The sequence below is a fragment of the Paraburkholderia sp. IMGN_8 genome, assembly GCF_038050405.1.
Taxonomy (GTDB): domain Bacteria; phylum Pseudomonadota; class Gammaproteobacteria; order Burkholderiales; family Burkholderiaceae; genus Paraburkholderia.
Genome location: NZ_CP150901.1, coordinates 2,558,525 through 2,579,438, shown reverse-complemented (window position 1 = coordinate 2,579,438; position 20,914 = coordinate 2,558,525). Strand labels below are relative to the sequence as shown.

Annotated in this window: 17 protein-coding genes; 14 read left to right on the top strand and 3 right to left on the bottom strand. The window is 62.5% G+C overall.

From position 1 onward, the window contains the following. The first annotated feature begins 28 nt into the window (after positions 1 to 28). From ftrA to WN982_RS32670, 8 genes are all read left to right on the top strand, one after another. Positions 29 to 985: a transcriptional regulator FtrA gene (gene ftrA, locus WN982_RS32705; protein WP_341316166.1), complete on the top strand. Its 957-nt coding sequence runs from the start codon at positions 29 to 31 to the stop codon at positions 983 to 985. Positions 986 to 1,181: 196 nt separating this feature from the next. Next, positions 1,182 to 2,396, top strand: a complete 1,215-nt coding sequence (locus WN982_RS32700) for a DUF2252 domain-containing protein (RefSeq protein ID WP_341316165.1) — start codon at positions 1,182 to 1,184, stop codon at positions 2,394 to 2,396. A gap of 220 nt (positions 2,397 to 2,616) precedes the next feature. Continuing rightward, positions 2,617 to 4,020, top strand: coding sequence for a GH1 family beta-glucosidase (locus WN982_RS32695; RefSeq protein ID WP_341316164.1), 1,404 nt, complete (start codon positions 2,617 to 2,619; stop codon positions 4,018 to 4,020). Positions 4,021 to 4,098: 78 nt separating this feature from the next. Then, positions 4,099 to 5,337, top strand: a complete 1,239-nt coding sequence (locus WN982_RS32690; RefSeq protein ID WP_341316163.1) for an ABC transporter substrate-binding protein — start codon at positions 4,099 to 4,101, stop codon at positions 5,335 to 5,337. An 8-nt stretch (positions 5,338 to 5,345) separates the two neighbouring features. Beyond that, positions 5,346 to 6,287: a sugar ABC transporter permease gene (locus tag WN982_RS32685; RefSeq protein ID WP_341316162.1), complete on the top strand. Its 942-nt coding sequence runs from the start codon at positions 5,346 to 5,348 to the stop codon at positions 6,285 to 6,287. Next, complete coding sequence (locus WN982_RS32680; RefSeq protein WP_341316161.1) at positions 6,287 to 7,204, top strand: carbohydrate ABC transporter permease; 918 nt, start codon at positions 6,287 to 6,289, stop codon at positions 7,202 to 7,204. Before WN982_RS32685 ends, WN982_RS32680 begins: the two co-directional genes overlap by 1 nt. Positions 7,205 to 7,234: 30 nt before the next feature. Continuing rightward, positions 7,235 to 8,404 carry an ABC transporter ATP-binding protein gene (locus tag WN982_RS32675; protein ID WP_341319488.1) on the top strand — a complete coding sequence of 390 codons (1,170 nt, stop codon included), beginning with the start codon at positions 7,235 to 7,237 and terminating at the stop codon, positions 8,402 to 8,404. A 54-nt stretch (positions 8,405 to 8,458) separates the two neighbouring features. Then, entirely contained in the window at positions 8,459 to 9,514 is a 1,056-nt protein-coding gene (locus WN982_RS32670; protein ID WP_341316160.1) for a substrate-binding domain-containing protein, read from the top strand. Positions 9,515 to 9,572: 58 nt separating this feature from the next. On the opposite strand, the gene WN982_RS32665 is transcribed toward WN982_RS32670, so the two are convergent. Both WN982_RS32665 and WN982_RS32660 read right to left on the bottom strand, forming a co-directional pair. Then, positions 9,573 to 10,430, bottom strand: a complete 858-nt coding sequence (locus WN982_RS32665) for a PA4780 family RIO1-like protein kinase (protein WP_341316159.1) — start codon at positions 10,428 to 10,430, stop codon at positions 9,573 to 9,575. A gap of 161 nt (positions 10,431 to 10,591) precedes the next feature. After that, complete coding sequence (locus WN982_RS32660) at positions 10,592 to 10,948, bottom strand: antibiotic biosynthesis monooxygenase (protein WP_341316158.1); 357 nt, start codon at positions 10,946 to 10,948, stop codon at positions 10,592 to 10,594. Between the two features lie 484 nt (positions 10,949 to 11,432). Between WN982_RS32660 and WN982_RS32655 the strand changes: the two genes are divergently transcribed. Beyond that, a complete protein-coding gene (locus WN982_RS32655) occupies positions 11,433 to 13,130 on the top strand; it encodes a SulP family inorganic anion transporter (protein ID WP_341316157.1) in 1,698 nt (565 codons plus the stop codon). 55 nt (positions 13,131 to 13,185) lie between these two features. On the opposite strand, the gene WN982_RS32650 is transcribed toward WN982_RS32655, so the two are convergent. Next, a complete protein-coding gene (locus tag WN982_RS32650) occupies positions 13,186 to 13,824 on the bottom strand; it encodes a LysE family translocator (protein WP_341316156.1) in 639 nt (212 codons plus the stop codon). On the opposite strand from WN982_RS32650, the gene WN982_RS32645 reads away from it, so the two are divergent. From WN982_RS32645 to WN982_RS32625, 5 genes are all read left to right on the top strand, one after another. Further along, positions 13,823 to 14,041, top strand: a complete 219-nt coding sequence (locus WN982_RS32645) for a hypothetical protein (RefSeq protein WP_341316155.1) — start codon at positions 13,823 to 13,825, stop codon at positions 14,039 to 14,041. The two genes, WN982_RS32650 and WN982_RS32645, sit on opposite strands and share 2 nt — an antisense overlap. 59 nt (positions 14,042 to 14,100) lie before the next feature. Then, positions 14,101 to 14,535 carry a VOC family protein gene (locus WN982_RS32640; protein WP_341316154.1) on the top strand — a complete coding sequence of 145 codons (435 nt, stop codon included), beginning with the start codon at positions 14,101 to 14,103 and terminating at the stop codon, positions 14,533 to 14,535. Between the two features lie 359 nt (positions 14,536 to 14,894). Beyond that, positions 14,895 to 18,146 carry an efflux RND transporter permease subunit gene (locus WN982_RS32635; RefSeq protein ID WP_341316153.1) on the top strand — a complete coding sequence of 1,084 codons (3,252 nt, stop codon included), beginning with the start codon at positions 14,895 to 14,897 and terminating at the stop codon, positions 18,144 to 18,146. A 22-nt stretch (positions 18,147 to 18,168) separates the two neighbouring features. After that, on the top strand, positions 18,169 to 19,392 hold the full coding sequence (locus WN982_RS32630; RefSeq protein WP_341316152.1) for an efflux RND transporter periplasmic adaptor subunit: 1,224 nt from the start codon (positions 18,169 to 18,171) through the stop codon (positions 19,390 to 19,392). A 29-nt stretch (positions 19,393 to 19,421) separates the two neighbouring features. Further along, entirely contained in the window at positions 19,422 to 20,894 is a 1,473-nt protein-coding gene (locus tag WN982_RS32625; RefSeq protein WP_341316151.1) for an efflux transporter outer membrane subunit, read from the top strand. Positions 20,895 to 20,914 lie beyond the last annotated feature (20 nt).

The following is a 20,914-nucleotide window of genomic DNA, read 5'->3' as shown; positions in this document are numbered from 1 at the left end:
AATCGTCAATCTCCGGTAACATCGCGCCATGCATAACCATCTCGTCGTCGCGCTGGTTTATGACCGGCTTTGCACTTTCGAATTCGGCTGCGTGACCGAGTTGTTCGCACTCGAACGTCCGGAACTCGGCGTGGACTGGTATCGCTTCGCGGTTTGCGCGAGCGAGTCCGGCCCGATTCGCGCGGCAGGCGGTATCACGGTCGCCGCGCCATATACGCTGAAGCTGCTGGAGCGTGCGGACACAATCGTGGTACCCGGCTGGCGCGACGCGGACGAGCTGCCGCCTGAAGCGCTGCTGAAGAAAATTCGCGCCGCCTACGAACGCGGCGCGCGGCTCTGTTCGATCTGCTCCGGCGTGTTCGTGCTGGCGGCAGCAGGCGTGCTCGACGGCAAGACGGTCACCACGCACTGGCGTTATGCCGGGAAATTGCAGCAGCGTTACCCGCAGCTTCGCGTGCAGCCGGACGCGCTGTATGTCGACGAAGGGCGGATCATCACCTCGGCGGGATCGGCAGCGGGACTCGACATGCTGCTGCATCTGGTGCGGCGCGATCATGGCAGCACCGTGGCGAATCGCGTCGCGCAGCGGCTCGTGGTGCCGCCGCATCGCGAGGGCGGCCAGGCGCAGTTCGTGCCGCGTCCGATGCCGCAGGACGAAAGCGGCCGTCTGGCGAAGCTGATGGATTGGGTGCGTAGGCATCCTGCTTTGCCGCACACGTTATGCTCGCTCGCCGAGCGGGCGGCGATGAGTCCGCGTACGCTGCAACGGCAATTTCACGACGCCACCGGCATGGCGCCATACGAATGGCTGGTGCGCGAACGTGTGGCGATTGCCCGCGAGTTGCTCGAAGCACCCACGCCGCTGCCGATGGCGCGAGTCGCGGAGCTGGCGGGCTTCGGTTCGGAAGAATCTTTGCGCCGGCATTTCCGGCGTATCGCGTTGACGAGCCCGGGCGCATACCGGAAGAAGTTTGGGGCGGTTTGATGCGATGACGGGCTCCTGAGCCCACCCCCGCCGCGTCGCTTATGATGCAGCGTTGCCGCATGTTTCATGCGGCGGCGTGATTCGCGTGAAGCCGCAAAATCTCCACGCGCTTGCGGATTCGATTCGAGCGCACTGAGCGCGAGCACCAAGGGCTCGTGCTGAACCGGCACTGAGCTCGGACTGAAAGGGAACCCCCATGCTCGATATCGCACAGACTATCGCCAGCTTCAACGCCGGTCGCGACCCCGAACGGCTCGCGATGAAATACAAGCTCATGCGCAGTTCGCCGTTCGTGTTTCTGCGCGGCACGTGCCATCTGTTTTATCAGCGTCTGCCGCGCGACAAGATGCTCGACGCTGCGCCGCCGGTCTGGATCTGCGGCGACATGCATCTGGAAAACTTCGGCAGCTACAAGGGCGACAACCGCCTCATCTACTTCGATAACAACGACTTCGACGAGGCGTGCCTCGCGCCGAGTCTGTACGAACTGGTACGCCTCCTGACGAGCGTGCTGGTCGGCTCGGCCGATCTCAAGCTCAGCCGCGCGGAGGCGCTCGCGCTTTGCCACACCGCGCTCGACGCGTACAGCGAGGCGTTGGTCTTCGGCAAATCGCGCTGGATCGAAGCGGAAACCTCGGTCGGCATGGTGCGCGATCTGTTCGACGCGCTGGCAAGCCGCTCGCGCGCCGCGCATCTGGACCGGCGCACCACGCTCAAAGGCAAGACCCGCGCGCTGAAAGTGGACGGCAAGAAAGCGCTGCCGGTCAGCGACAAGGCGCGCGCCGCAGTCACTGCGTTCATGAACACGTTCGCCGCTAGCGAGCCCAATCCGGACTTTTACCGCATCATCGACGTGGCGCGGCGCATCGCCGGCACCGGTAGTCTCGGCGTCGACCGGTATGTGATTCTCGTCGAAGGTAAAGGCTCGCCGGACGGCAACTATCTGATCGATCTGAAAGAGGCGCTGCCTTCGTCGGTGCTGCCGCATGTGCGCACGCCGCAGCCGAAGTGGCAGACCGAAGCGCAGCGCGTGGTCGAGATTCAACGGCGCAATCAAGCGGTCTCGCAGGCGTTTTTGCATGCCGTGGAATTCAATCAGCGCTCGTATGTGCTGCGCAGTTTGCAGCCGTCGGAAGACCGTGTGGCGTTGAACGACTGGGACGGCAAGCTGCCGCGCCTCGAAGAGGTGGTCAACAGCATGGCGGAGTTGAGCGCGTGGGCGCATCTGCGCAGCGGCGGACGGCAAGGGTCTTCGATCGCCGACGAGCTGATCGCGTTCGGCGCTCGCCGCGACTGGCAGTTGCCGTTGATCGAAATCGCGGTGCAATGCGAAGCGCAGGTCGCGGCCGACTGGAAAGCGTATTGCGATGCCTACGATCGCGGCGCGTTCGATGTGCCGGCCAAGCCGTGAGATTCACCAGGCCTGGCGCTTGACCGAGCGCCATTGGCTCGTTGTTCCAACTTTCTCTCGATGCGCGGTGCATCGTGCGCCGCGCATGCCAGCGACCCATCCAGACAAACCCTGATTGCTGCGTTGAATTCGCCACTGCTATCGTTCGCTGGCCTTGTGGAAGCGCTTCCACCCGAGCTTCCGCCGCACCCGGTTCAACGACCTCAGCGCAGGAGAATCCGTGGCAAACGACACATCCGCTGTTTCCGACGCTGCATCCCACCACTCGCTCTCCGATCCCTTTACACCGCCTGCCGACTCGTCGCTGTGGCGCAAGAACTTCCTGCTTGGCGCGGCCACGGCTTCTTACCAGATCGAAGGCGCGGTGAATGAAGATGGCCGCGTGCCGTCGATCTGGGACACCTTCTCGGCGATTCCCGGCAAGGTGCTGGCCGGCGACACCGGCACGGTTGCATGCGATCACTACCATCGTTGGGAGGCGGACGTCGACATGCTGGCGGGACTCGGCCTCGAAGGCTATCGGCTCTCGATCGCCTGGCCGCGCGTGATGGACGCAGCAGGCGCGCCGAATCGCAAAGGACTCGACTTTTACAAGCGCCTGTTGAACCGGCTGAAAGAGAAGGGCATCACGACTTTCGCGACGCTGTATCACTGGGATTTGCCGCAGCATCTGGAAGATCGCGGCGGCTGGCTCAACCGCGATACCGCGTATCGCTTCGCCGACTACGCCGATCTGATGAGCGGCGAACTGGCCGGCATGGTCGACGCATGGGCCACGCTCAACGAGCCGTGGTGCTCGGCCTACCTGGGCTACGGCAACGGGCATCACGCGCCCGGTCTCGCCGACGATCGCTTCGCGACCCAGGCGATGCATCATCTGCTGCTCGCGCATGGTCTCGCGCTTCCAGTGTTGCGCGGCAACGATCCGGCTTCGCAAAAGGGTATCGTCGCGAATATTGGCCGCGGTACGGCGAATACGGACAGCGCAGCGGATCGCCGCGCGGCGCATTTATTCGAGGTCCAGCACAATGCGTGGATTCTCGATCCGCTGCTCAAGGGCGCCTACCCGCAAGACCTGTTCGAACTATGGCCGGGCACCGAGCCGCTGATGCTGGACGGCGACATGCAGACGATTTCAGCGCCGCTGGATTTCCTCGGCATCAACTATTACTTCCGCACCAACGTCGCGAGCGACGGCGCGCACGGTTTCAGGGACGTGCCGCTCGAAGGCGTCGAACGCACGCAGATGGGCTGGGAGGTTTATCCCGACGGCTTGCGCGATCTGTTGGTCGGTTTCAATGGCACGTATAAGAACTTGCCGCCGATCTACATTACCGAAAACGGCATGGCGTCGGATGATAAGGTGATCGACGGCCGCGTCGACGATACGCAGCGAATCTCGTTCCTGAAGCGCCATCTCGCCGCCGTGGATGGCGCGATCAAGGCGGGTGTCGATATTCGCGGCTATTTCCTCTGGTCGCTGATGGACAACTTCGAGTGGGCGTTCGGTTATGAGCGGCGTTTCGGCGTGGTGCACGTCGACTACGGCACGCAACAGCGTACGGTCAAACGCAGTGCGGAGCTGGTGGCTAAATTTCTGAAGGAGCGTAAAGCAAGGATGTAATGCGGCAAGGGTTTAATACGGTGTGAGCTGGTTTGTATGTCGACCTGAAACACGGGCATCAAGCCTGGAGGAGACGGAATGAACAGCAAAAAAATGGCCGTGGCGAGTGTCGTTGCGGCACTGGCGTTGTATGGCGTCGTCGCGCATGCGGAGCCCTTGAAGGCCAACGTGATTCACTGGTGGACGTCCGGCGGCGAATCGGCCGCGATCCGCCAGTTCGCCGATGCGTATAACAAGGCCGGCGGCCAGTGGGTCGATAACGCGGTGGCCGGCGCCGATCAGGCGCGTTCCACGGCGATCAACCGTATCGTGGGCGGCGATCCACCCACGGCCGCGCAATTCAATACGTCCAGGCAGTTTCACGACCTGATCGACCAGGGCCTGCTGAACAACGTCGACGATGTCGCCGCGAAAGAGAACTGGAACGGCGTGTTTCCACAATCGATCATCGACAGCATCAAGGTAAAGGGGCATTACTATGCCGCGCCGGTCGATATCCACATGCCGGCATGGTTCTTCTACTCAAAGCCGGTGTTCCAGAAGGCCGGCATTGCCGCCGAACCGAAGAGCTTCGACGAATTCGTCGCCGACCTCACCAAACTGAAAGCCGCGGGCGTGACACCGCTCGCGTTCGGCGGCCAGCCGTGGCAGGAAAAAATCACCTTCGACGCGGTGTTCGCCGATGTCGGCGGTCCCGATCTTTATCTGAAGGTGTATCGCGATCGCGATATGAACGCGGTCAAGTCGGATGCGTTCAGGAAGGTGCTCGCGTCGTTCAAGCGCCTGCACGATTTCGTCGATGCGGGTTCGCCGGGCCGCAACTGGAATGATGCTACTGCGCTGGTGATTTCCGGCAAGGCGGGCGTGCAGATCATGGGCGACTGGGCCAAGGGCGAGTTCTCGGCAGCCAATCAGAGTGCCGGTAAAGACTTCGGCTGCTTCCCGGGTTTCGGTCCGCATTCGCCGTATCTGGTAGCGGGCGACGTGTTCGTGTTCCCGAAAACCGACAACGCCACCGCGATCAAGGCGCAAAATCTGCTTGCCACGGTGATGACCTCGCCGTCCGCGCAGGTCGCATTCAGCGCGAAAAAAGGCTCGATTCCGATTCGTCCCGATGTGGATGCCAGCAGTCTCGACATCTGCGCGAAGGAGGGCATTGCGATCATGAAGGACAAGTCGCGTCAGTTGCCGAATCCGGAAATGTTGCTCTCGCCTGACACGCAGGGCGCGTTGATCGACGTCATCACGAACTTCTGGAACAAGAACCAGTCGGTCGACGATGCGCAGAAGGCGTTTGCCAGCGCGCTGAAAAGCTAGGCGCCGCGATGCACGCGCTCAAGCTGCAAGCCGCCCGATCCAGGCAACTGAAAGAGCCGCAGAAGAAGCCGCTGAAAAAACGATTACCGCTGGCGGCGTGGGTGGCGTTGCTGCCGATGGTCCTGACCGTCGTGTTCGCGTATCTCGGCACGATGGTCTGGACCGCGCGCGTGTCGCTCAGCAATTCGCGCACCTTTCCTTCCGGCGATTTCGCGGGGCTCACGCAATATGCGCGGCTCTTTCATAATGACCGCTGGCTGTTGTCGCTGCAAAACATCGTGATTTGCGGCGCGTGCTTTATCGTGGCGTGCATGGTGATCGGTTTGCTGCTGGCGATTTTCATCGATCAGCGCGTGGTGGCGGAGGGCGCGCTACGCACGGTGTTTCTCTATCCGTATGCGATGTCGTTTGTCGCGACTGGTTTGGTCTGGCAGTGGATTCTCAATCCGGAACTCGGCGCGCAGACCGTGTTGCGCAAGCTCGGCTTCGTGCACGCGCGCTTCGACTGGATCGTCGACCAGGACTGGGTGATCTACACCGTCGTCATCGCGACAGTGTGGCAGGCGTCGGGGCTCGTGATGGCGCTGCTGCTGGCGGGCTTGCGCGGTATCGACGACGAACTGTGGAAAGCCGCGCGCATCGACGGCATTCCGCGTTGGCGCGTGTATGCAAGCATTGTCGTACCGATGCTGGGGCCCTCGATGTCCACCGCCTTCGTGCTGCTGTTCGTGATGGTCGTGAAGCTCTACGACGCCGTGGTCGCGATGACGCAAGGCGGACCCGGCACGGCCAGCGAGGTGCCGGCGAAATTCATCATGGACTATCTGTTCGGGCGCGCCAACATCGGTCTCGCGTCCGCCGCGTCGATCGTGTTGCTGGTGACGGTATTGGCGATTCTCACGCCGTTCTTCTATGCCCGCAGCCGCGCCGCGTTGCGCAAGGACGTCTGATGAACGCGAGCGCTTCTCCGCTAAAAGCACCTTCGGCACATGCAGAACGTCCGCGCCGGCGCCGCACGAAATTCACGCCGGCACGCCTGGGCGTCTACGCGTTTCTGCTGACAGCCGCGCTGTTCTTCCTGCTGCCGCTGTATGTGATGCTCGTCACGTCGGTGAAGCCGATGAGCGAGATTCGCCTCGGCAATCTGCTCGCGTTTCCCGCGCATTTCACGCTCGATGCATGGCGTGCCGCGTGGCAATCCGCATGCACGGGGCTCGATTGCAACGGCATCCAGGTCGGCTTCTGGAATTCGGTGCGGATTGTCGTGCCGAGCACGGTGCTGTCGATCCTGATCGGCGCGGTGAACGGTTATGCGTTGTCGTTCTGGCGCCCGCGCGGCGCCGGTCTGCTATTCGGCGTGCTGCTGATGGGCGCCTTCATTCCGGTGCAGGTGATGGTCTATCCGCTGGTGCGTGTGCTTGCTAGCGTGCATCTGTTCAGTTCGCTGCCGGGCATCGTGGTGATTCACACGATCTTCGGCATGCCGGTGATGACGCTGCTGTTTCGCAACTACTACGCGTCGATTCCGCAGGAGCTGTTCAAGGCGGCGCGCATCGACGGCGGCGGTTTCTGGCGTATCTTCGTGCAACTGATGCTGCCGATGTCGACGCCGATCATCGTCGTGGCGATCATCATGCAGGTGACGGGGATCTGGAACGACTTCATTCTCGGCCTCGTGTTCGCCGGCACAAAAAACCTGCCAATGACGGTGCAACTGAACAACATCATCAATACCACGACCGGCGAGCGGCTCTATAACGTCAATATGGCGGCGACCATTCTGACCTCGCTGGTGCCGCTTGCGATCTACTTCATTTCGGGCCGCTGGTTTGTGCGCGGCATTGCATCGGGCGCCGTCAAAGGATAGGGCATGACCAATCTGGCAAGCGTGGCGAACATGGCCGCTACAGCTGATACTGCTGACGCGGTGAATGTGGCGAACCCGGCCAACGCGGCCAATGTGTCGGTACGCAATCTGACGATCCAGCTGGGCGCCAACACCGTGATCGAGAATCTCGATCTCGACGTGCGGGCCGGCGAGTTCGTCGTGCTGCTCGGCCCGTCCGGTTGCGGAAAATCCACCTTGCTGCACAGCATCGCGGGCTTGATCGACGTCACCGATGGCAGCATCGAGATCGCCGGCGAGGACATGACGTGGGCCGATCCAAAAGACCGCCGTATCGCGCTGGTGTTTCAGTCGTACGCGTTGTATCCGACCATGAACGTCGAGCGCAATCTGTCGTTCGCGTTGCGCATCAACGGCACGCCGAAGGCGGAAATCGAGCGGCGCGTGGCGCGTGCGTCCGACATGCTGCAACTCGGGCCGCTGCTCAAGCGCAAACCGGCGCAACTGTCGGGCGGACAACGGCAACGCGTGGCGATCGGCCGCGCGATCGTGCGCGAAGCCGACGTGTTTCTGTTCGACGAACCGCTATCGAATCTCGACGCCAAGTTACGCACCGAACTGCGCCGCGAACTCAAGCAACTGCACCAGCGTCTCGGTGCGACGATGATCTACGTGACTCACGATCAGGTTGAAGCGATGACGCTCGCCACGCGCATGGCGGTGATGCGCGGCGGCGTCATCCAGCAGTTCGGCACGCCGGCCGAAGTCTACGCGCGGCCCAACAATCTGTTCGTCGCGACGTTTCTGGGCTCGCCCGCGATGAATGTGCTCAAGGGCACACTGGAGCGGCGCGATGGCTCGCTATACTTTTACACGGCGCATTTGCGGCTCGACGTGTCGCAGTACCCATTCAAAGGCGTGCCTGCGGATCGGCTGCCGTGTGTGCTCGGCGTGCGGGCCGAGGAGGTGCGCCTGGGCGACGTGCGCGTAGGCGATGTTAGCGTGCGCGCGGGCCTGAACGTGAGCGCGCGCGAATCCGCCAAGGTTTCGCTGGTTGAGCCGATGGGCAACCACCGTGTCATTTGGCTCGACTATCATGGAGAACAAATCGCGTCGATTGATCAGACGAAGACGCCGGTGGCGGTAGGCGACGTATCGGCATTTTCAATCGACTGCGCACATATTTCGTTGTTCGACGAAGCGGGCGGGGCACGTCTATAGCGACGGCGACGGCATGCGACGTCGGTTAAACAACATGGTTTGACGGAGAACCGCGTGGCAACACTCAAAGATGTCGCGGCACTGGCTGGCGTCGGCATGTCGACCGCGTCGCGGGCCATTTCCGGTAAAGGACCTATTTCGGCCGATGCCGCCGCGCGCGTAAAGGCCGCCATCGAAGCGCTGAATTTTCGCCCATCGTCGATCGGCCGGGCGATGGCGACGCAATCGCTCGGCATGATCGGCATTTTCGTGCCGACCTTCTTCGGCTCGTACTACGGCACGATTCTCAAGCAGACCGATGCCGAACTGCGCGCGGTGCGCCGTCACGTGGTGGTTGCGACCGGCTGCGGGGAAGTGTCGCCGCGCGAGCAGGCCATCGAGGCGGTGCGCTTTCTGATCGGCCGCGATTGCGACGGCGTGGTGGTGATCAGCCACGATCTGCACGACGACGACCTGGACATGCTGCATCGGATGCATCCGAAGATGGTGTTCCTGAATCGCGCGTTCGATCAACTTCCGGAGGCGTCGTTTTGCGCCGATCACCGGCGCGGCGGCGAACTGGCGGCGCGCACGCTACTCGACCATGGGCATCGCCAGATCGCCGTGATTTCCGGGCCGTTTAGCGCTTCGGACAATCAAACCCGGCTCGAAGGCTTCTTTGCCGAACTGGCGCGTGACGGCATCGCCCGCGACGACGTCACGCTGATCGAATCGGACTTCTCGCCGGAAGGCGGCTATGCCGCCGCGCAGAAGCTGCTCGATGCGAAGCGGCGTTTCACCGGCCTTTTCTGCGCGAACGATACGATGGCGGTGAGCGTGCTGGCGCGCTTTCACCAGGCGGGCATTGCCGTGCCGGACGAGGTCTCGGTAATCGGCTACGACGACGACTATTCGGCCGCCTATGCCGCGCCGGGGCTCACGTCGGTGCATATTCCGACGGCGGAATTGACGCAGAATGCGGTGCGCTGGCTGGTCAATCAGTGCTACCGGACCTCGTGGGAGATCATTCGCGAGTTTCCGGTAAGCGTGACGATGCGGGAGTCGGTGGGGCCGGCGCCGGTTACGGCGCGGTCTTCGAGCGAGCCTGCCGGGTGTGGCACCGCGTTGTAGCGTGCGTTGTAGCGTCTACTACGTAGCGGCGCTTGCTTGACTACTGCTTGATTAACGCTCAAGTGCCGCTGCGCAGCGACTGTTCGTAGCGCAGGCGAGCTTCTTCGTCGAGCCGCGTATCTTCGAGTTCCTGCAGCACGGCTTCGAGATCGATCGGCGTGGTGTCCAGTTCGACCCGGCCGGTCAGCGTTGCATCGACATGCAACGCGCCCGCTTCGAACAACGCCCAAATTTCCTTGCCATAGCTCGCATCGAGCAAGGCCGGTGCGAAACGGCCGAAATACGTGGCGAGGTTGTTCACGTCGCGTTCCAGCATCGCCGGCGCTTCGAGATTGCCCGCGGCATCCACGGCTTGCGGCAAGTCGATGATCACCGGACCATCGGCGGCGAGCAGGATGTTGTATTCCGACAGGTCGCCGTGAATCACGCCGGCGCACAGCATGCGCACCACCTGGTTGAGCAGCAGCGCGTGCAATTCGAGCGCGCGCGCTTCGGTCAGGTCCACATCGTTCAGACGCGGCGCGACATTGCCGTCGACGTCGGTGACCAATTCCATCAGCAACACGCCGTCGGTGCAGATAAAGGGCTGCGGCACGCGCACGCCTGCATTGGCAAGCTGGAACAGCGCATCGACTTCGGCGTTCTGCCACGCCTGCTCCTGCACTTCGCGGCCATAGCGGCTGCCTTTTTCCATCGCGCGCTGCTGGCGGCTGTTCTTGACCTTGCGGCCTTCGCGATACGACGCCGCCTGGCGGAAACTGCGCTGTTTGGCGTCTTTATAGACCTTCGCGCAGCGCGTGGCGTCGCCGCTGCGCACCACGTAGACGGTGGCTTCCTTGCCGCTCATCAACTGGGAGATGACTTCGTCGATCAGGCCTTCTTCGACCAGCGGGAGCAGACGTTTCGGGGTTTTCATGCGGCCGCCGGGAAGCGGTGGGCGGCGAAGCGGCCATGCGTGGCCGTTGGCGAGGAGGTGTGGTGCTGGGTTCGGGTCATGCCGGATTATAAGGGGTGTGGCTTATCCGGCCACCGCATTGCTCACAGCCTTCTTCAACAACGGCCCAATCGCGTGCTCGATTACGGTGCGGGCGGCAAGGCTTGAGCCGGCGCCGCCGCATGCGCCGCCGCCGGATGAGCGAAGCCCGCGTCGCCGTAAGTACGCAGCACTTCGGCGATGATCACCTGATAGCCGTTGAGCCAGTTCGCCTGCGCGGCTTTCGCTTCCAGATGGGCGGGATGCTGCATTAACGCCTGCAACGCTTCGAGCGACGCCCAGTAGTACACGTTCGAGGTCAGGCCGGTTGCCGCGTTTTCCCACGCTTCTTCGCCGAGATAACCGGGAATGGCTTTGGCAGCCATGGCGATTGCCTTGTCCAGGCGGTAGAAGTGTTCGTCGAATTGCTTCGTTGCGAAAATGAACGTGGACGTGTACATGGCGAAACCGGTTTATAGACTGGCAAAGGGACTGGCAAAGGTTTGCGCATCATAGCGCACGACAGTGAACACGTTTATTCCCCCATTTCCAACGGTTTTCGCCGCATTTTCACGAGCGAAAATTCCAGTGCCGATAATGACGGCGTAACACGCTGCAACACTGTTTTGCGGTTTTTCCTCATTCTTTTCATGCGGCTATCGCTTAGACTACGCGCAACATTTTGTTACCGGGGTGCGAGATGTTGGCCGTGTTCATGATTGCCTGTCCTATTTGCATCGCCGCGCTGTTCGGCTTCGCGCGGCGCGTGGATCCGTTGACAGGGCAGTTCAAGCGTTAAATTCAAATTTCAGGCGATTCACAAGCGGAGTCCGGATAGTCCCGGTTTTCGCCGGCTTATTTAGCCGATTCATCTCCTGAGTCTTGCTTTTGTGTGCCGACTCGCGGCACGATGCGCGATAAACCTGAATGGGGGCTGCATCGCGCATGCAAGATTTTCTGGCAAACATGGCCACGCGCCTTGGCGTACTCAAAGGCGTCTTTCCTTTGAACCGGGCTGCGGCGGCGCGCGATGCGCTGGCCGGCGTGGAGCTTGCGTCGATGGATATTCCGCAAGTGCTCGGCTATGCGCGCATTGCCGGCATGCCTGCCGTGACCGGCCTTTATACCGTCTTTTTGCCACTGATCGCGTTTGCGTTTTTCGGTGCATCGCGGCATCTCGTGGTCGCCGCCGATTCGGCGACAGCGACGATTTTCGCGAGCCGGCTGTCGACCATGGCACCGGCCGCGAGTGCGGAGTATGCGGCGCTCGCCGCGATGGTCGCGTTGTTCACCGCCGCGTTGCTGCTCATCGCGCGGGTTTTCAAACTCGGCTTTCTCGCTGACTTCCTGTCGCGCACCGTGCTGGTCGGTTTTCTGGCCGGTGTCGGCGTGCAGGTCGGCATTGCGATGCTCGGCGACATGCTCGGCCTGGCTGGACACGCCGCGCGCAGCATCGATCAGCTTGCGCTGGTGGCGCGTGAAGCGGCGCAGGCTAATGTGCCGACGCTCGGTATTTCCGTGCTGGTGGTCGTCTCCATTCTGGCGTGCAAGCGTTTCTTGCCACGGGTGCCGGTGCCATTGATCGCCGTGGTCGCGGGCATCGCCGCCAGCGACTTCTATGGCTTCGCGGCGCACGGTATCTCCGTGCTCGGACCGGTGGCGGGCGGACTGCCGCCGTTGCGCATGCCGTCGGTGACATGGCAGCAGGCGCTCGATCTGCTGCCGGTCGCAGCCTCATGCTTCGTGATGATCGTCGCGCAAAGCGCCGCGGCGAGCCGCGTGTTCGCCGAGCGCTATCACGAACCTGTCGATATCAACGCCGATCTGCTGGGCCTCGCCGCAGCTAATACCGCTGCCGCGTTCACCGGCGCGTTCGTCGTCAACGGCAGTGCGACGCAAACGGCCATGGCCGACCGCGTCGGCACGCGCAGCCAGTTCGCGCAGATCGTGTTCGCCGTGGCGGTGGTCGTGGTACTGCTGTTTTTCAGCCGGTTTTTGCAGTATTTGCCGCACTGCATTCTGGCCAGCATCGTGTTTACGATCGCCATCGGCCTGATCAATCTGCAGACGCTGTTTTCGATTCGCCGCGAGAGTCCGGGCGAATTCACGCTGGCCGTGTTCACCGCCGCGGCGGTGGTGCTGATCGGCGTCGAGCACGGCATTCTGGTGGCGGTTGCGTTGTCGCTGTTGCGGCATGTGCGGCACAGCTACCGGCCGCACACCATGATCCTCGCACCCGGCGACGACGGCCTCTGGGTGCCGGTGCCGGCCTTGCCCGGCGAGCAGACTGCGCCGGGACTGATCGTCTATCGTTTCGGCGCCGATCTTTTCTATGCCAACGACCATTTTTTCATCGAAGACGCACGCCAGTTGATCGCGCAGGCGCCGAGCCCGGTGCATTGGTTCGTGATCGACGCGAGCGCGATCACCGACCTCGATTACTCGGCGGCGCGCTCGGTGGGCGAGCTATGCCAGACGTTGAAGCAGAGCGGCGTCGAAGTGATCTTCGCGCGCGTGAATCGTTATTTGCGTTCGGATATGGATCGGCATGGCATTACGCCGATCGTGGACGCGAGCTGCATTTTCGACACGCTGCACGAGGCGCTGCGCATGGCCGGGGTGCATAGCCGGGTGAGCACATGAAAGACGCTTTATAGCGGCATGGACAGTATTGCAGGGCGGATAGGCGTGGCGGCTTCTAGATTCTCGAAGTCAGCAACTTGACGCCGGCAATGCCGAACATGACCGCAAGCGAACCGTCGAACCAGCGGCGGATCGAGACATAGATGCGCCGTGCGGACGCGGTTGAAAACAGCACGGCATAGCTGCTGAACACGCACACGCCGATACACATGCAGCCGAGCACCACTGGCGCGGTGTGCGACGTGCCGCCTGCCGGCGTTATCGCCAGCGACACGATCGACAGCCACACCAGGATCGCTTTCGGATTGGTGAGATGCAGCAGCAAACCGCGCAGATAGAGCCGTTTGAGCGGCTCGCCTTGCCGTGCGGCGCTCGCGGGCAGGTGTTCGGTGCGCAAGGCGGAGTGCGCGGATTTAAAACCGAGCCACAACAGATAGAGTCCGCCGGCAATCTTGATCGCCACCAGACATTCCGAGTAGCTCGCAAGCACCGCCGACAAACCCAGCGACGCCAGCAACGCCCAGAAGAACGACCCGGACACCACGCCGAGCGCGAAGGTCAGCGCGGACTTTCTGCCGGCGCTCATCGCCAGCGACATGATCGCGAGATTGCTCGGCCCCGGGCTCGCCGTGCCGACGAAGTAGGCGCTATAGGCGATCAGGACATCGGCGGTCAGGAAGGTGCTGGCGGTCATGGGCGATACCTTGGAGGAGACCGCGCAAGGCGGCGCGGCCGGAAGCGCGAAACGATACGCGAACAGGGATTCTGCCGGGCGGCGCGCGATTGTCACAGATACAGTTGAGGTCCGGCCCGGCAGGACAATCGGGTTCGCCGAGCGTGATTTATTGATCGATTCTGGTGTTGGTCAGGGCGAATATATATCGTTATTCAACACTTTTACTCGTGGTTAAACTCGACGTTGCGCGCCCCGATGCGCGTCTCCACTTTCTTATCTGTGAGTTCTTCCATCATGAGCGTTGCCGAAACCGTTTTGCCGCCGTTCCATCTGGCGTTTCCTGTTCATAGCATCGCCGCCGCGCGCGAGTTTTACGGCGACCTGCTGGGCTGTCCGGAAGGGCGCAGCTCGGCGGAGTGGGTGGATTTCAACTTCTACGGCCACCAGATCGTCGCGCATCTCGCGCCGGAAGAGGCCGGGCATCGGCAGACCAGCAAGGTCGACGGCGACGCGGTGCCGGTGCGCCACTTCGGCGCGGTGCTGTCGATGGAGCAATGGCAGTCCGCGGCGGACAAGCTGCAGCAGGCAGGCATCGACTTCATCATCGAGCCGCACGTGCGCTTCAAGGGCGAAGTCGGCGAACAGGCGACGATGTTCTTTCTCGATCCGTCGGGCAACGCGCTGGAGTTCAAGGCGTTTGCCGATATGTCGTCGTTGTTCGCGAAGTAAATTCAGCCGCCTGAACTAGAAGGCCGGTCAACCGAAAGGGTTGACCGGCCTTTTGTTTCAGCGCTTTAAAAACACCGATCTCCCACCGCCAAACGTTTGCCAATCGCTAACCGGCGCATCACGAAATCGGGCGCATACTCTTACATTAACCTTCCTGACAATTCCGCCATTTTGGCGCCATGCAGGCGTTGGTGCTACCGATCTAGCATAAGCACTGATTCACCGGGAGAGGCTCGCGCCATAGGCTCCGGCAACCTGTGCTCAGGTCTGCCGGCTTCGGCATGTCATAGGCGGAAGCCGCGCGACCATCCAGTCACGGCGATTCAGTTCCTTACCTGCATTCTCTCGGGCGCGTTTCAATGTGGATCGTCAACGTAGCGCTAAAGCGGCCATACACGTTCATCGTGATGGCCATTCTGATTCTGCTGGCTACGCCATTCGTGCTATTGACCACGCCGGTCGACGTTCTGCCGGAAATCAATATTCCGGTGGTCAGCATCATCTGGACGTACACGGGCTTGTCGGCCGAAGACATGGCCAACCGCATGACGTCGGTCAACGAGCGCAGCTTGACCACCACGGTCAACGACATCGAGCACATCGAATCGCAGTCGCTCGCCGGCATCGCGATTATCAAGGTGTTCCTGCAGCCGAACGCGAACATCCAGACCGCGATCGCGCAGACCGTGGCGATCGAACAGGCGCAGCTCAAGCAGATGCCGCCGGGCGCCACGCCGCCGCTGGTGATCAGCTATTCGGCGTCCAGCATTCCGGTGATCCAGCTCGGCTTGTCGAGCCCCAAGCTGTCCGAGCAGGCGCTCAACGACACCGCTTTGAATTTCCTGCGCCCGCAACTCGTGACGATTCCGGGCGCAGCCGTACCGTATCCGTATGGCGGCAAATCGCGCTTGATCTCGGTCGATCTCGACACGCGCGCGCTGCTGGCAAAGGGGTTGACGCCGTCCGATGTGGTCAGCGCGTTCAACGCGCAAAACCTGATTCTGCCGACCGGCACGGCCAAGATCGGGCCGAAGGAATACACGATCAACATGAACGGCTCGCCGCCCACGGTGGAAGGGCTCAACGACATTCCGGTTCGCACGCTCAACGGCGCAACGACCTATCTGCGTGAAGTGGCCCACGTGCGCGACGGTTTTTCGCCGCAGACCAATATCGTGCGGCAGGACGGCCATCGTGGCGTGCTGCTGTCGGTGCTCAAGAACGGCAGTGCGTCGACGCTGGCGATCGTCAACACATTGCACGGCCTGCTGCCGACCGTACGTGCCGCGCTGCCGCCGGACTTGAACATCACGGCGTTGTTCGATCAGTCGGTGTTCGTCAATGCGGCGGTGCAGGGCGTGGTGCGCGAGGCGCTGGCCGCCGCCGCGCTGACGGCCGCGATGATTCTGCTGTTTCTCGGCAATTGGCGCAGCACCTGCATCATCGCGGTATCGATTCCGCTCTCGATCCTGTCGTCGCTGATCGCATTGCACGCGTTGGGACAGACCATCAACATCATGACGCTCGGCGGCCTCGCGCTGGCGGTCGGGATTCTGGTCGACGATGCGACAGTGACGATCGAGAACATCGAACGGCATCTGCATATGGGCACGAATCTGCACGATGCGATTCTCGAAGGCGCCGGTGAAATCGCGGTTCCCGCCCTCGTGTCGACACTGTGTATCTGTATCGTGTTCGTGCCGATGTTCTTCCTGACCGGTGTCGCGCGTTACCTGTTCGTGCCGCTCGCCGAAGCGGTGGTGTTCGCGATGCTCGCGTCGTACGTGCTGTCGCGCACGCTGGTGCCGACATTGGCCATGCTGCTGATGGGGCACGCGCACAAGCCCAAGGCCGGTGCCGGACCGAATCTGTTCATGCGGCTCTATCATCGCTTCGACGCCGGCTTCGAGCGCATGCGCGGCGCGTACATCATGATTCTCAGCAGCCTGCTGGTGCGCCGGCGTCTGTTCGCAGGCGCGTTCCTCGGTTTTTGTGTCGCGTCGATGGGTCTCGCGCTCGTGCTCGGCGAGGACTTCTTTCCGAGCGTCGATGCGGGCGATATTCGTCTGCACATGCGCGCGCCGACCGGCACGCGTATCGAAGAAACCGCGCGTCTGGCCGACCAGGTCGAAAAGGCGATTCGCGAGGTGGTGCCGGGCAACGAACTCGGCACGATCCTCGACAACCTCGGCTTGCCGTACAGCGGCATCAATCTCTCGTACAGCAACGCGGGCACGATCGGCACGCTGGACGGCGAGATTCAGGTGGCGCTCAAGCCGGACCACAAGCCCACGCAAACCTATATGGACAGATTGCGCGCGCTGCTGCCGCAGCGCTTTCCGGGCGTCGAGTTCTTCTTTCAGCCCGCCGACATCGTCACGCAGATTCTCAACTTCGGCCTGCCCGCCGCGGTCGACGTGCAAATTTCCGGCACGGATCAGCAAGGCAACTTCGACATCGCCCGCAAGCTGCTGAAACAGGTGCGGATGATTCCGGGCACCGTCGATACGCACATCCAGCAGAGGCTCGACGAACCGGCGATCAATCTTCAGATGGATCGCACTCGCCTGCAGCAACTCAATCTGAGCGCGAGCAATGTGGCGCAAAACGTGCTCATTTCGTTGTCGGGCAGCTCGCAAACGTCGCCGGGTTTCTGGTTCAACAACCGCAACGGCGTCGAATACAACGTCGCGGTGCAAACCCCGCAATACCAGATCTCTTCGATCGACGAACTGTTGCGCACGCCTGTGTCGGGTTCGGCCACCGGACCGACGCAACTGCTTGGCAATCTGGTGCGCGTCGCGCCGCAGAACCAGTTCGCGATGGTCACGCATTACAACATCAGGCCGGTGATCGATTTGTACGTGAGCGTTGAAAAACGCGATCTCGGCAGCGTGGCGAACGAGGTCGACAAGCTTGTCAATAACGCGCGGGCGTCGCTGCCGCGCGGCAGTCAGATCACCCTGCGCGGCCAGGTGCAGACGATGCGCAGCTCGTTCTTCGGTCTGGGGCTCGGTGTGGCGATGGCGATCGTGCTGGTGTACTTGTTGATCGTCGTAAACTTTCAGTCGTGGGTCGATCCGCTCATCATCATCAGCGCGTTGCCCGCGGCTCTCGCGGGTATCGTGTGGATATTGTTCCTGACGGGCACGCATCTGAGCGTCCCGGCATTGACCGGCGCGATCATGACGATGGGCGTGGCGACCGCCAACAGTATTCTGATGGTGTCGTTCGCGCGCCAGCGGCTCAGGGCCGGTGCGCCGCCGCTCACCGCCGCGCTCGAAGCCGGAGCGAGCCGGATCCGGCCGGTGCTGATGACCGCGTTCGCGATGATCATCGGCATGATTCCGATGGCGCTCGGTCTCGGCGAAGGTGCCGAGCAGAATGCGCCGCTCGGCCGCGCGGTGATCGGCGGTTTGCTGTTCGCCACGGTGTCCACGCTGTTTTTTGTGCCACTCGTGTTCGCGGGTATTCATGGCCGCCTTGCGCGCCGCCGTGGTAATGACAGTAACGGCGGCAATGGCGGCAATGAAGGCGGTACAGGCCGCCATGGCAACGCACCCGATGACGGCCCCGCGCCGGAGCACGGCGGCGATGGCAAGCACGCGTAAAGTTAAATGACGGCTGACTGAGATGACCGAAAAAACTCATGCATCGCTAGCGATCCCTTCTCGAGAAACCGAAGGCGGCCACGCATTGCCGCCGCGCAATCGTGAATGGAAACGCGCAAAAATCGCCGTTTTGATCGTCCTGGCGCTGCTCGCGGTGGGCGCGCTGCGCACCGTGGTCGTGGATGTTCTGCAAAGCCGGACAGTGGCCGAAACGACCCGGCAAAACGCTGTCCAGTACGTCAGCGTGGTGAGCCCGACGCAAACTGAAGGCGGCGGCAACACCTTGCTACCGGGCACCTTGCGCGGCAACGTCGAATCGCCGATCTATGCGCGCTCGACCGGCTATCTGCTGCACTGGTACGCCGATATCGGCACGCGCGTGAAGCAGGGGCAATTGCTGGCCGATCTCGATACGCCTGAAGTCGATCAGGAACTCGCGCAGGCATTGGCGCAGCGCCAGCAAACCAGCTCGAGTCTCGGTCTCGCGAAGAGTTCGCTGGAGCGCTGGCAGCAATTGCGTCAGCGCGATGCGGTCTCGCAGCAGGAACTCGACGAACGGCAAAGCACCTACTCGCAGGACCTCGCCAATCTCGCCGCCGCCGACGCCAACGTGCAGCGCTTGCGGCAGCTCGAATCGTTCAAGCGCATCGTCGCGCCGTTCGCGGGCGTCATTACGCAGCGCAATGTCGATGTCGGCGATCTGATCGACGCGGGCAGCGGCACGAGCCGCGCGTTGTTCGCGCTCGCGCAGTCGGACCCGCTGCGGGTGTATGTGCAACTGCCGCAGGCGTATGCGCAGAATGTCACCGATGGACAGAAGGTGGTTGTGACCCAGGCGGAACTGCCGGGGCAGCAGTTTCACGGCGCGATCACGCACATTTCCGGCGCGATCGATGTGCCGACCCGCTCGCTGCAAGTCGAAGTGACGCTGCCGAACCCCGATAGCAAGCTGCGGCCCGGCGCGTATGTGCAGGTTGCTTTGCCGGCGGCCGCTCATGCGCGCTTGATGGTGCCGGGCAATGCGTTGCTGTTTCGCGCCGAAGGTCCGCGGGTCGCCGTGGTCGATCAGAACGGGAACGTGCAGTTGCGCAAGGTCTTGATCGCGCAGGATCTGGGGCAGTCGCTCGAAATCGAAAGCGGTGTCGAGGCGAACGACAAGATCATCATTAACCCGAGCGATTCGATCGCGGACGGCGATCATGTGCAGATTGCGCAGCCGCAGCAAAGCGGCAAGGGGGCGCCGTGAAACGGGCGGCCGCTTGCAGGGCAGGCGCCATGCTGACGGCCGCTGCGAGCGCGGCGAGCGTTGCGGTAGTGGCCGCGTGCACGGTCGGGCCGGATTATCAGCGGCCGCAGGCCGAGGTGCCGCCTGCGTGGCAAACCGATTCCTACTGGCGCGTGGCCGTTCCTTCGCATGCGCCGATCTCGCCTGACTGGTGGAGCGGCTTCGGCGATGCGACGCTCGCCGCGCTGGAAACGCAGGCGCTCGCCCAAAATCAGACGCTGGCCGCGGCCAGCGCCCACTATGCGCAGGCCAAAGCGACGCTCGCCAATACCAGCGCGCAACGGATTCCCGAGGTCGATCTGGCGGCGTCGGCGTCGCGCTTCAGGATTTCGAAGAACCGTCCGCTCACCAACTACGCCACGCCGACGCATTCGACGGTACAGAACAATCTTCAACTCGGCCTCACGGTCAACTACGACACCGATCTATTCGGCCGGATACGTCGCGAGGTGGAAGGCGCGACGGCCTCGGTTGAGCAATCGGCCGATGACCTCGCCAACGCGCGGCTCGTGCTGAGCGCCGACCTCGCCACCGATTATTTCTCGCTGCGCGAGCTCGACGCCGAGATCGACGTGCTGAATCGATCGGTGAAGCTGCAGCAACAGGCGCTCGACTACGTCACCTCCCAGCATGACCTCGGCGCGGTTTCCGGGCTGAACGTGTTGCAGCAAAAATCGCAACTCGATTCGACACGCGTGCAGGCGCAATTGCTGCTGAATCAGCGCGCGCAATTCGAACACGCGATCGCTGCTCTGGTCGGCGTACCCGCTCCGCAGTTCGCGATCGAGCCCAAGGTTCTCGATGTGCAGGTGCCGTCGATCCCGCTCGGTGTGCCGAGCGACGTGTTGCAGCGCCGCCCCGATGTCGCATCGGCAGAACGCGCGATGGCCGCTGCGAATGCGCAGATCGGCGTCGCCAAAGCGGCGTTCTTTCCGAGCCTGACACTGACGCCGGGCATCGGTTGGGAGAGCACGCAGTTCGCCAGTTTGCTGAGCGCGCCCACCTTGATGTGGACGCTCGGCGCGGCGGTCGGCCAGGTGCTGTTCGACGGCGGCCGCCGCGCGGCGAACGTCGAGTTCGCGAGTGAAGGCTACAAAGCTACCGAGGCGAACTACCGGCAGACCGTGCTCAACGCATTCCAGCAGGTGCAGGACGGCATCACCGGCCTCTCGGTGCTCGACGGCGCGGCGAAGGAATCGCACGAAGCGGTGACCGATGCGCAGCATCTGCTGTCGCTCGCCAACGACCGCTATTCGGGCGGTCTTGTCGCTTACCTCGACGTCATCACCGCGCAGCAGTCGCTGCTGACGAGCGAGCGCCAGGACGTGCAGATCCGCGGTCAGCAGATGACCTTGTCGGTCGCGCTGGTGAAAGCGCTCGGCGGCGGCTGGGATGTTTCCACTAGCGCGGCCGACAATCAGGCGGCCAGGGACACGAAGGAGGCGATGGCTCCCGCAAAGTGAGCCGGATAGAAGATGACAAG

Coding starts and splice junctions, on each gene's coding strand:
- WN982_RS32655 (WP_341316157.1), top strand. CDS start 11,433: ATGCAAGATTTTCTGGCAAACATGGCCACGCGCCTTGGCGTACTCAAA.
- WN982_RS32625 (WP_341316151.1), top strand. CDS start 19,422: ATGCTGACGGCCGCTGCGAGCGCGGCGAGCGTTGCGGTAGTGGCCGCG.
- WN982_RS32680 (WP_341316161.1), top strand. CDS start 6,287: ATGAACGCGAGCGCTTCTCCGCTAAAAGCACCTTCGGCACATGCAGAA.
- WN982_RS32640 (WP_341316154.1), top strand. CDS start 14,101: ATGAGCGTTGCCGAAACCGTTTTGCCGCCGTTCCATCTGGCGTTTCCT.
- WN982_RS32630 (WP_341316152.1), top strand. CDS start 18,169: ATGACCGAAAAAACTCATGCATCGCTAGCGATCCCTTCTCGAGAAACC.
- WN982_RS32665 (WP_341316159.1), bottom strand. CDS start 10,430: ATGAAAACCCCGAAACGTCTGCTCCCGCTGGTCGAAGAAGGCCTGATC.
- WN982_RS32675 (WP_341319488.1), top strand. CDS start 7,235: ATGGCCGCTACAGCTGATACTGCTGACGCGGTGAATGTGGCGAACCCG.
- WN982_RS32650 (WP_341316156.1), bottom strand. CDS start 13,824: ATGACCGCCAGCACCTTCCTGACCGCCGATGTCCTGATCGCCTATAGC.
- WN982_RS32645 (WP_341316155.1), top strand. CDS start 13,823: ATGGGCGATACCTTGGAGGAGACCGCGCAAGGCGGCGCGGCCGGAAGC.
- WN982_RS32635 (WP_341316153.1), top strand. CDS start 14,895: ATGTGGATCGTCAACGTAGCGCTAAAGCGGCCATACACGTTCATCGTG.
- WN982_RS32690 (WP_341316163.1), top strand. CDS start 4,099: ATGAACAGCAAAAAAATGGCCGTGGCGAGTGTCGTTGCGGCACTGGCG.
- WN982_RS32685 (WP_341316162.1), top strand. CDS start 5,346: ATGCACGCGCTCAAGCTGCAAGCCGCCCGATCCAGGCAACTGAAAGAG.
- WN982_RS32660 (WP_341316158.1), bottom strand. CDS start 10,948: ATGTACACGTCCACGTTCATTTTCGCAACGAAGCAATTCGACGAACAC.
- ftrA (WP_341316166.1), top strand. CDS start 29: ATGCATAACCATCTCGTCGTCGCGCTGGTTTATGACCGGCTTTGCACT.
- WN982_RS32700 (WP_341316165.1), top strand. CDS start 1,182: ATGCTCGATATCGCACAGACTATCGCCAGCTTCAACGCCGGTCGCGAC.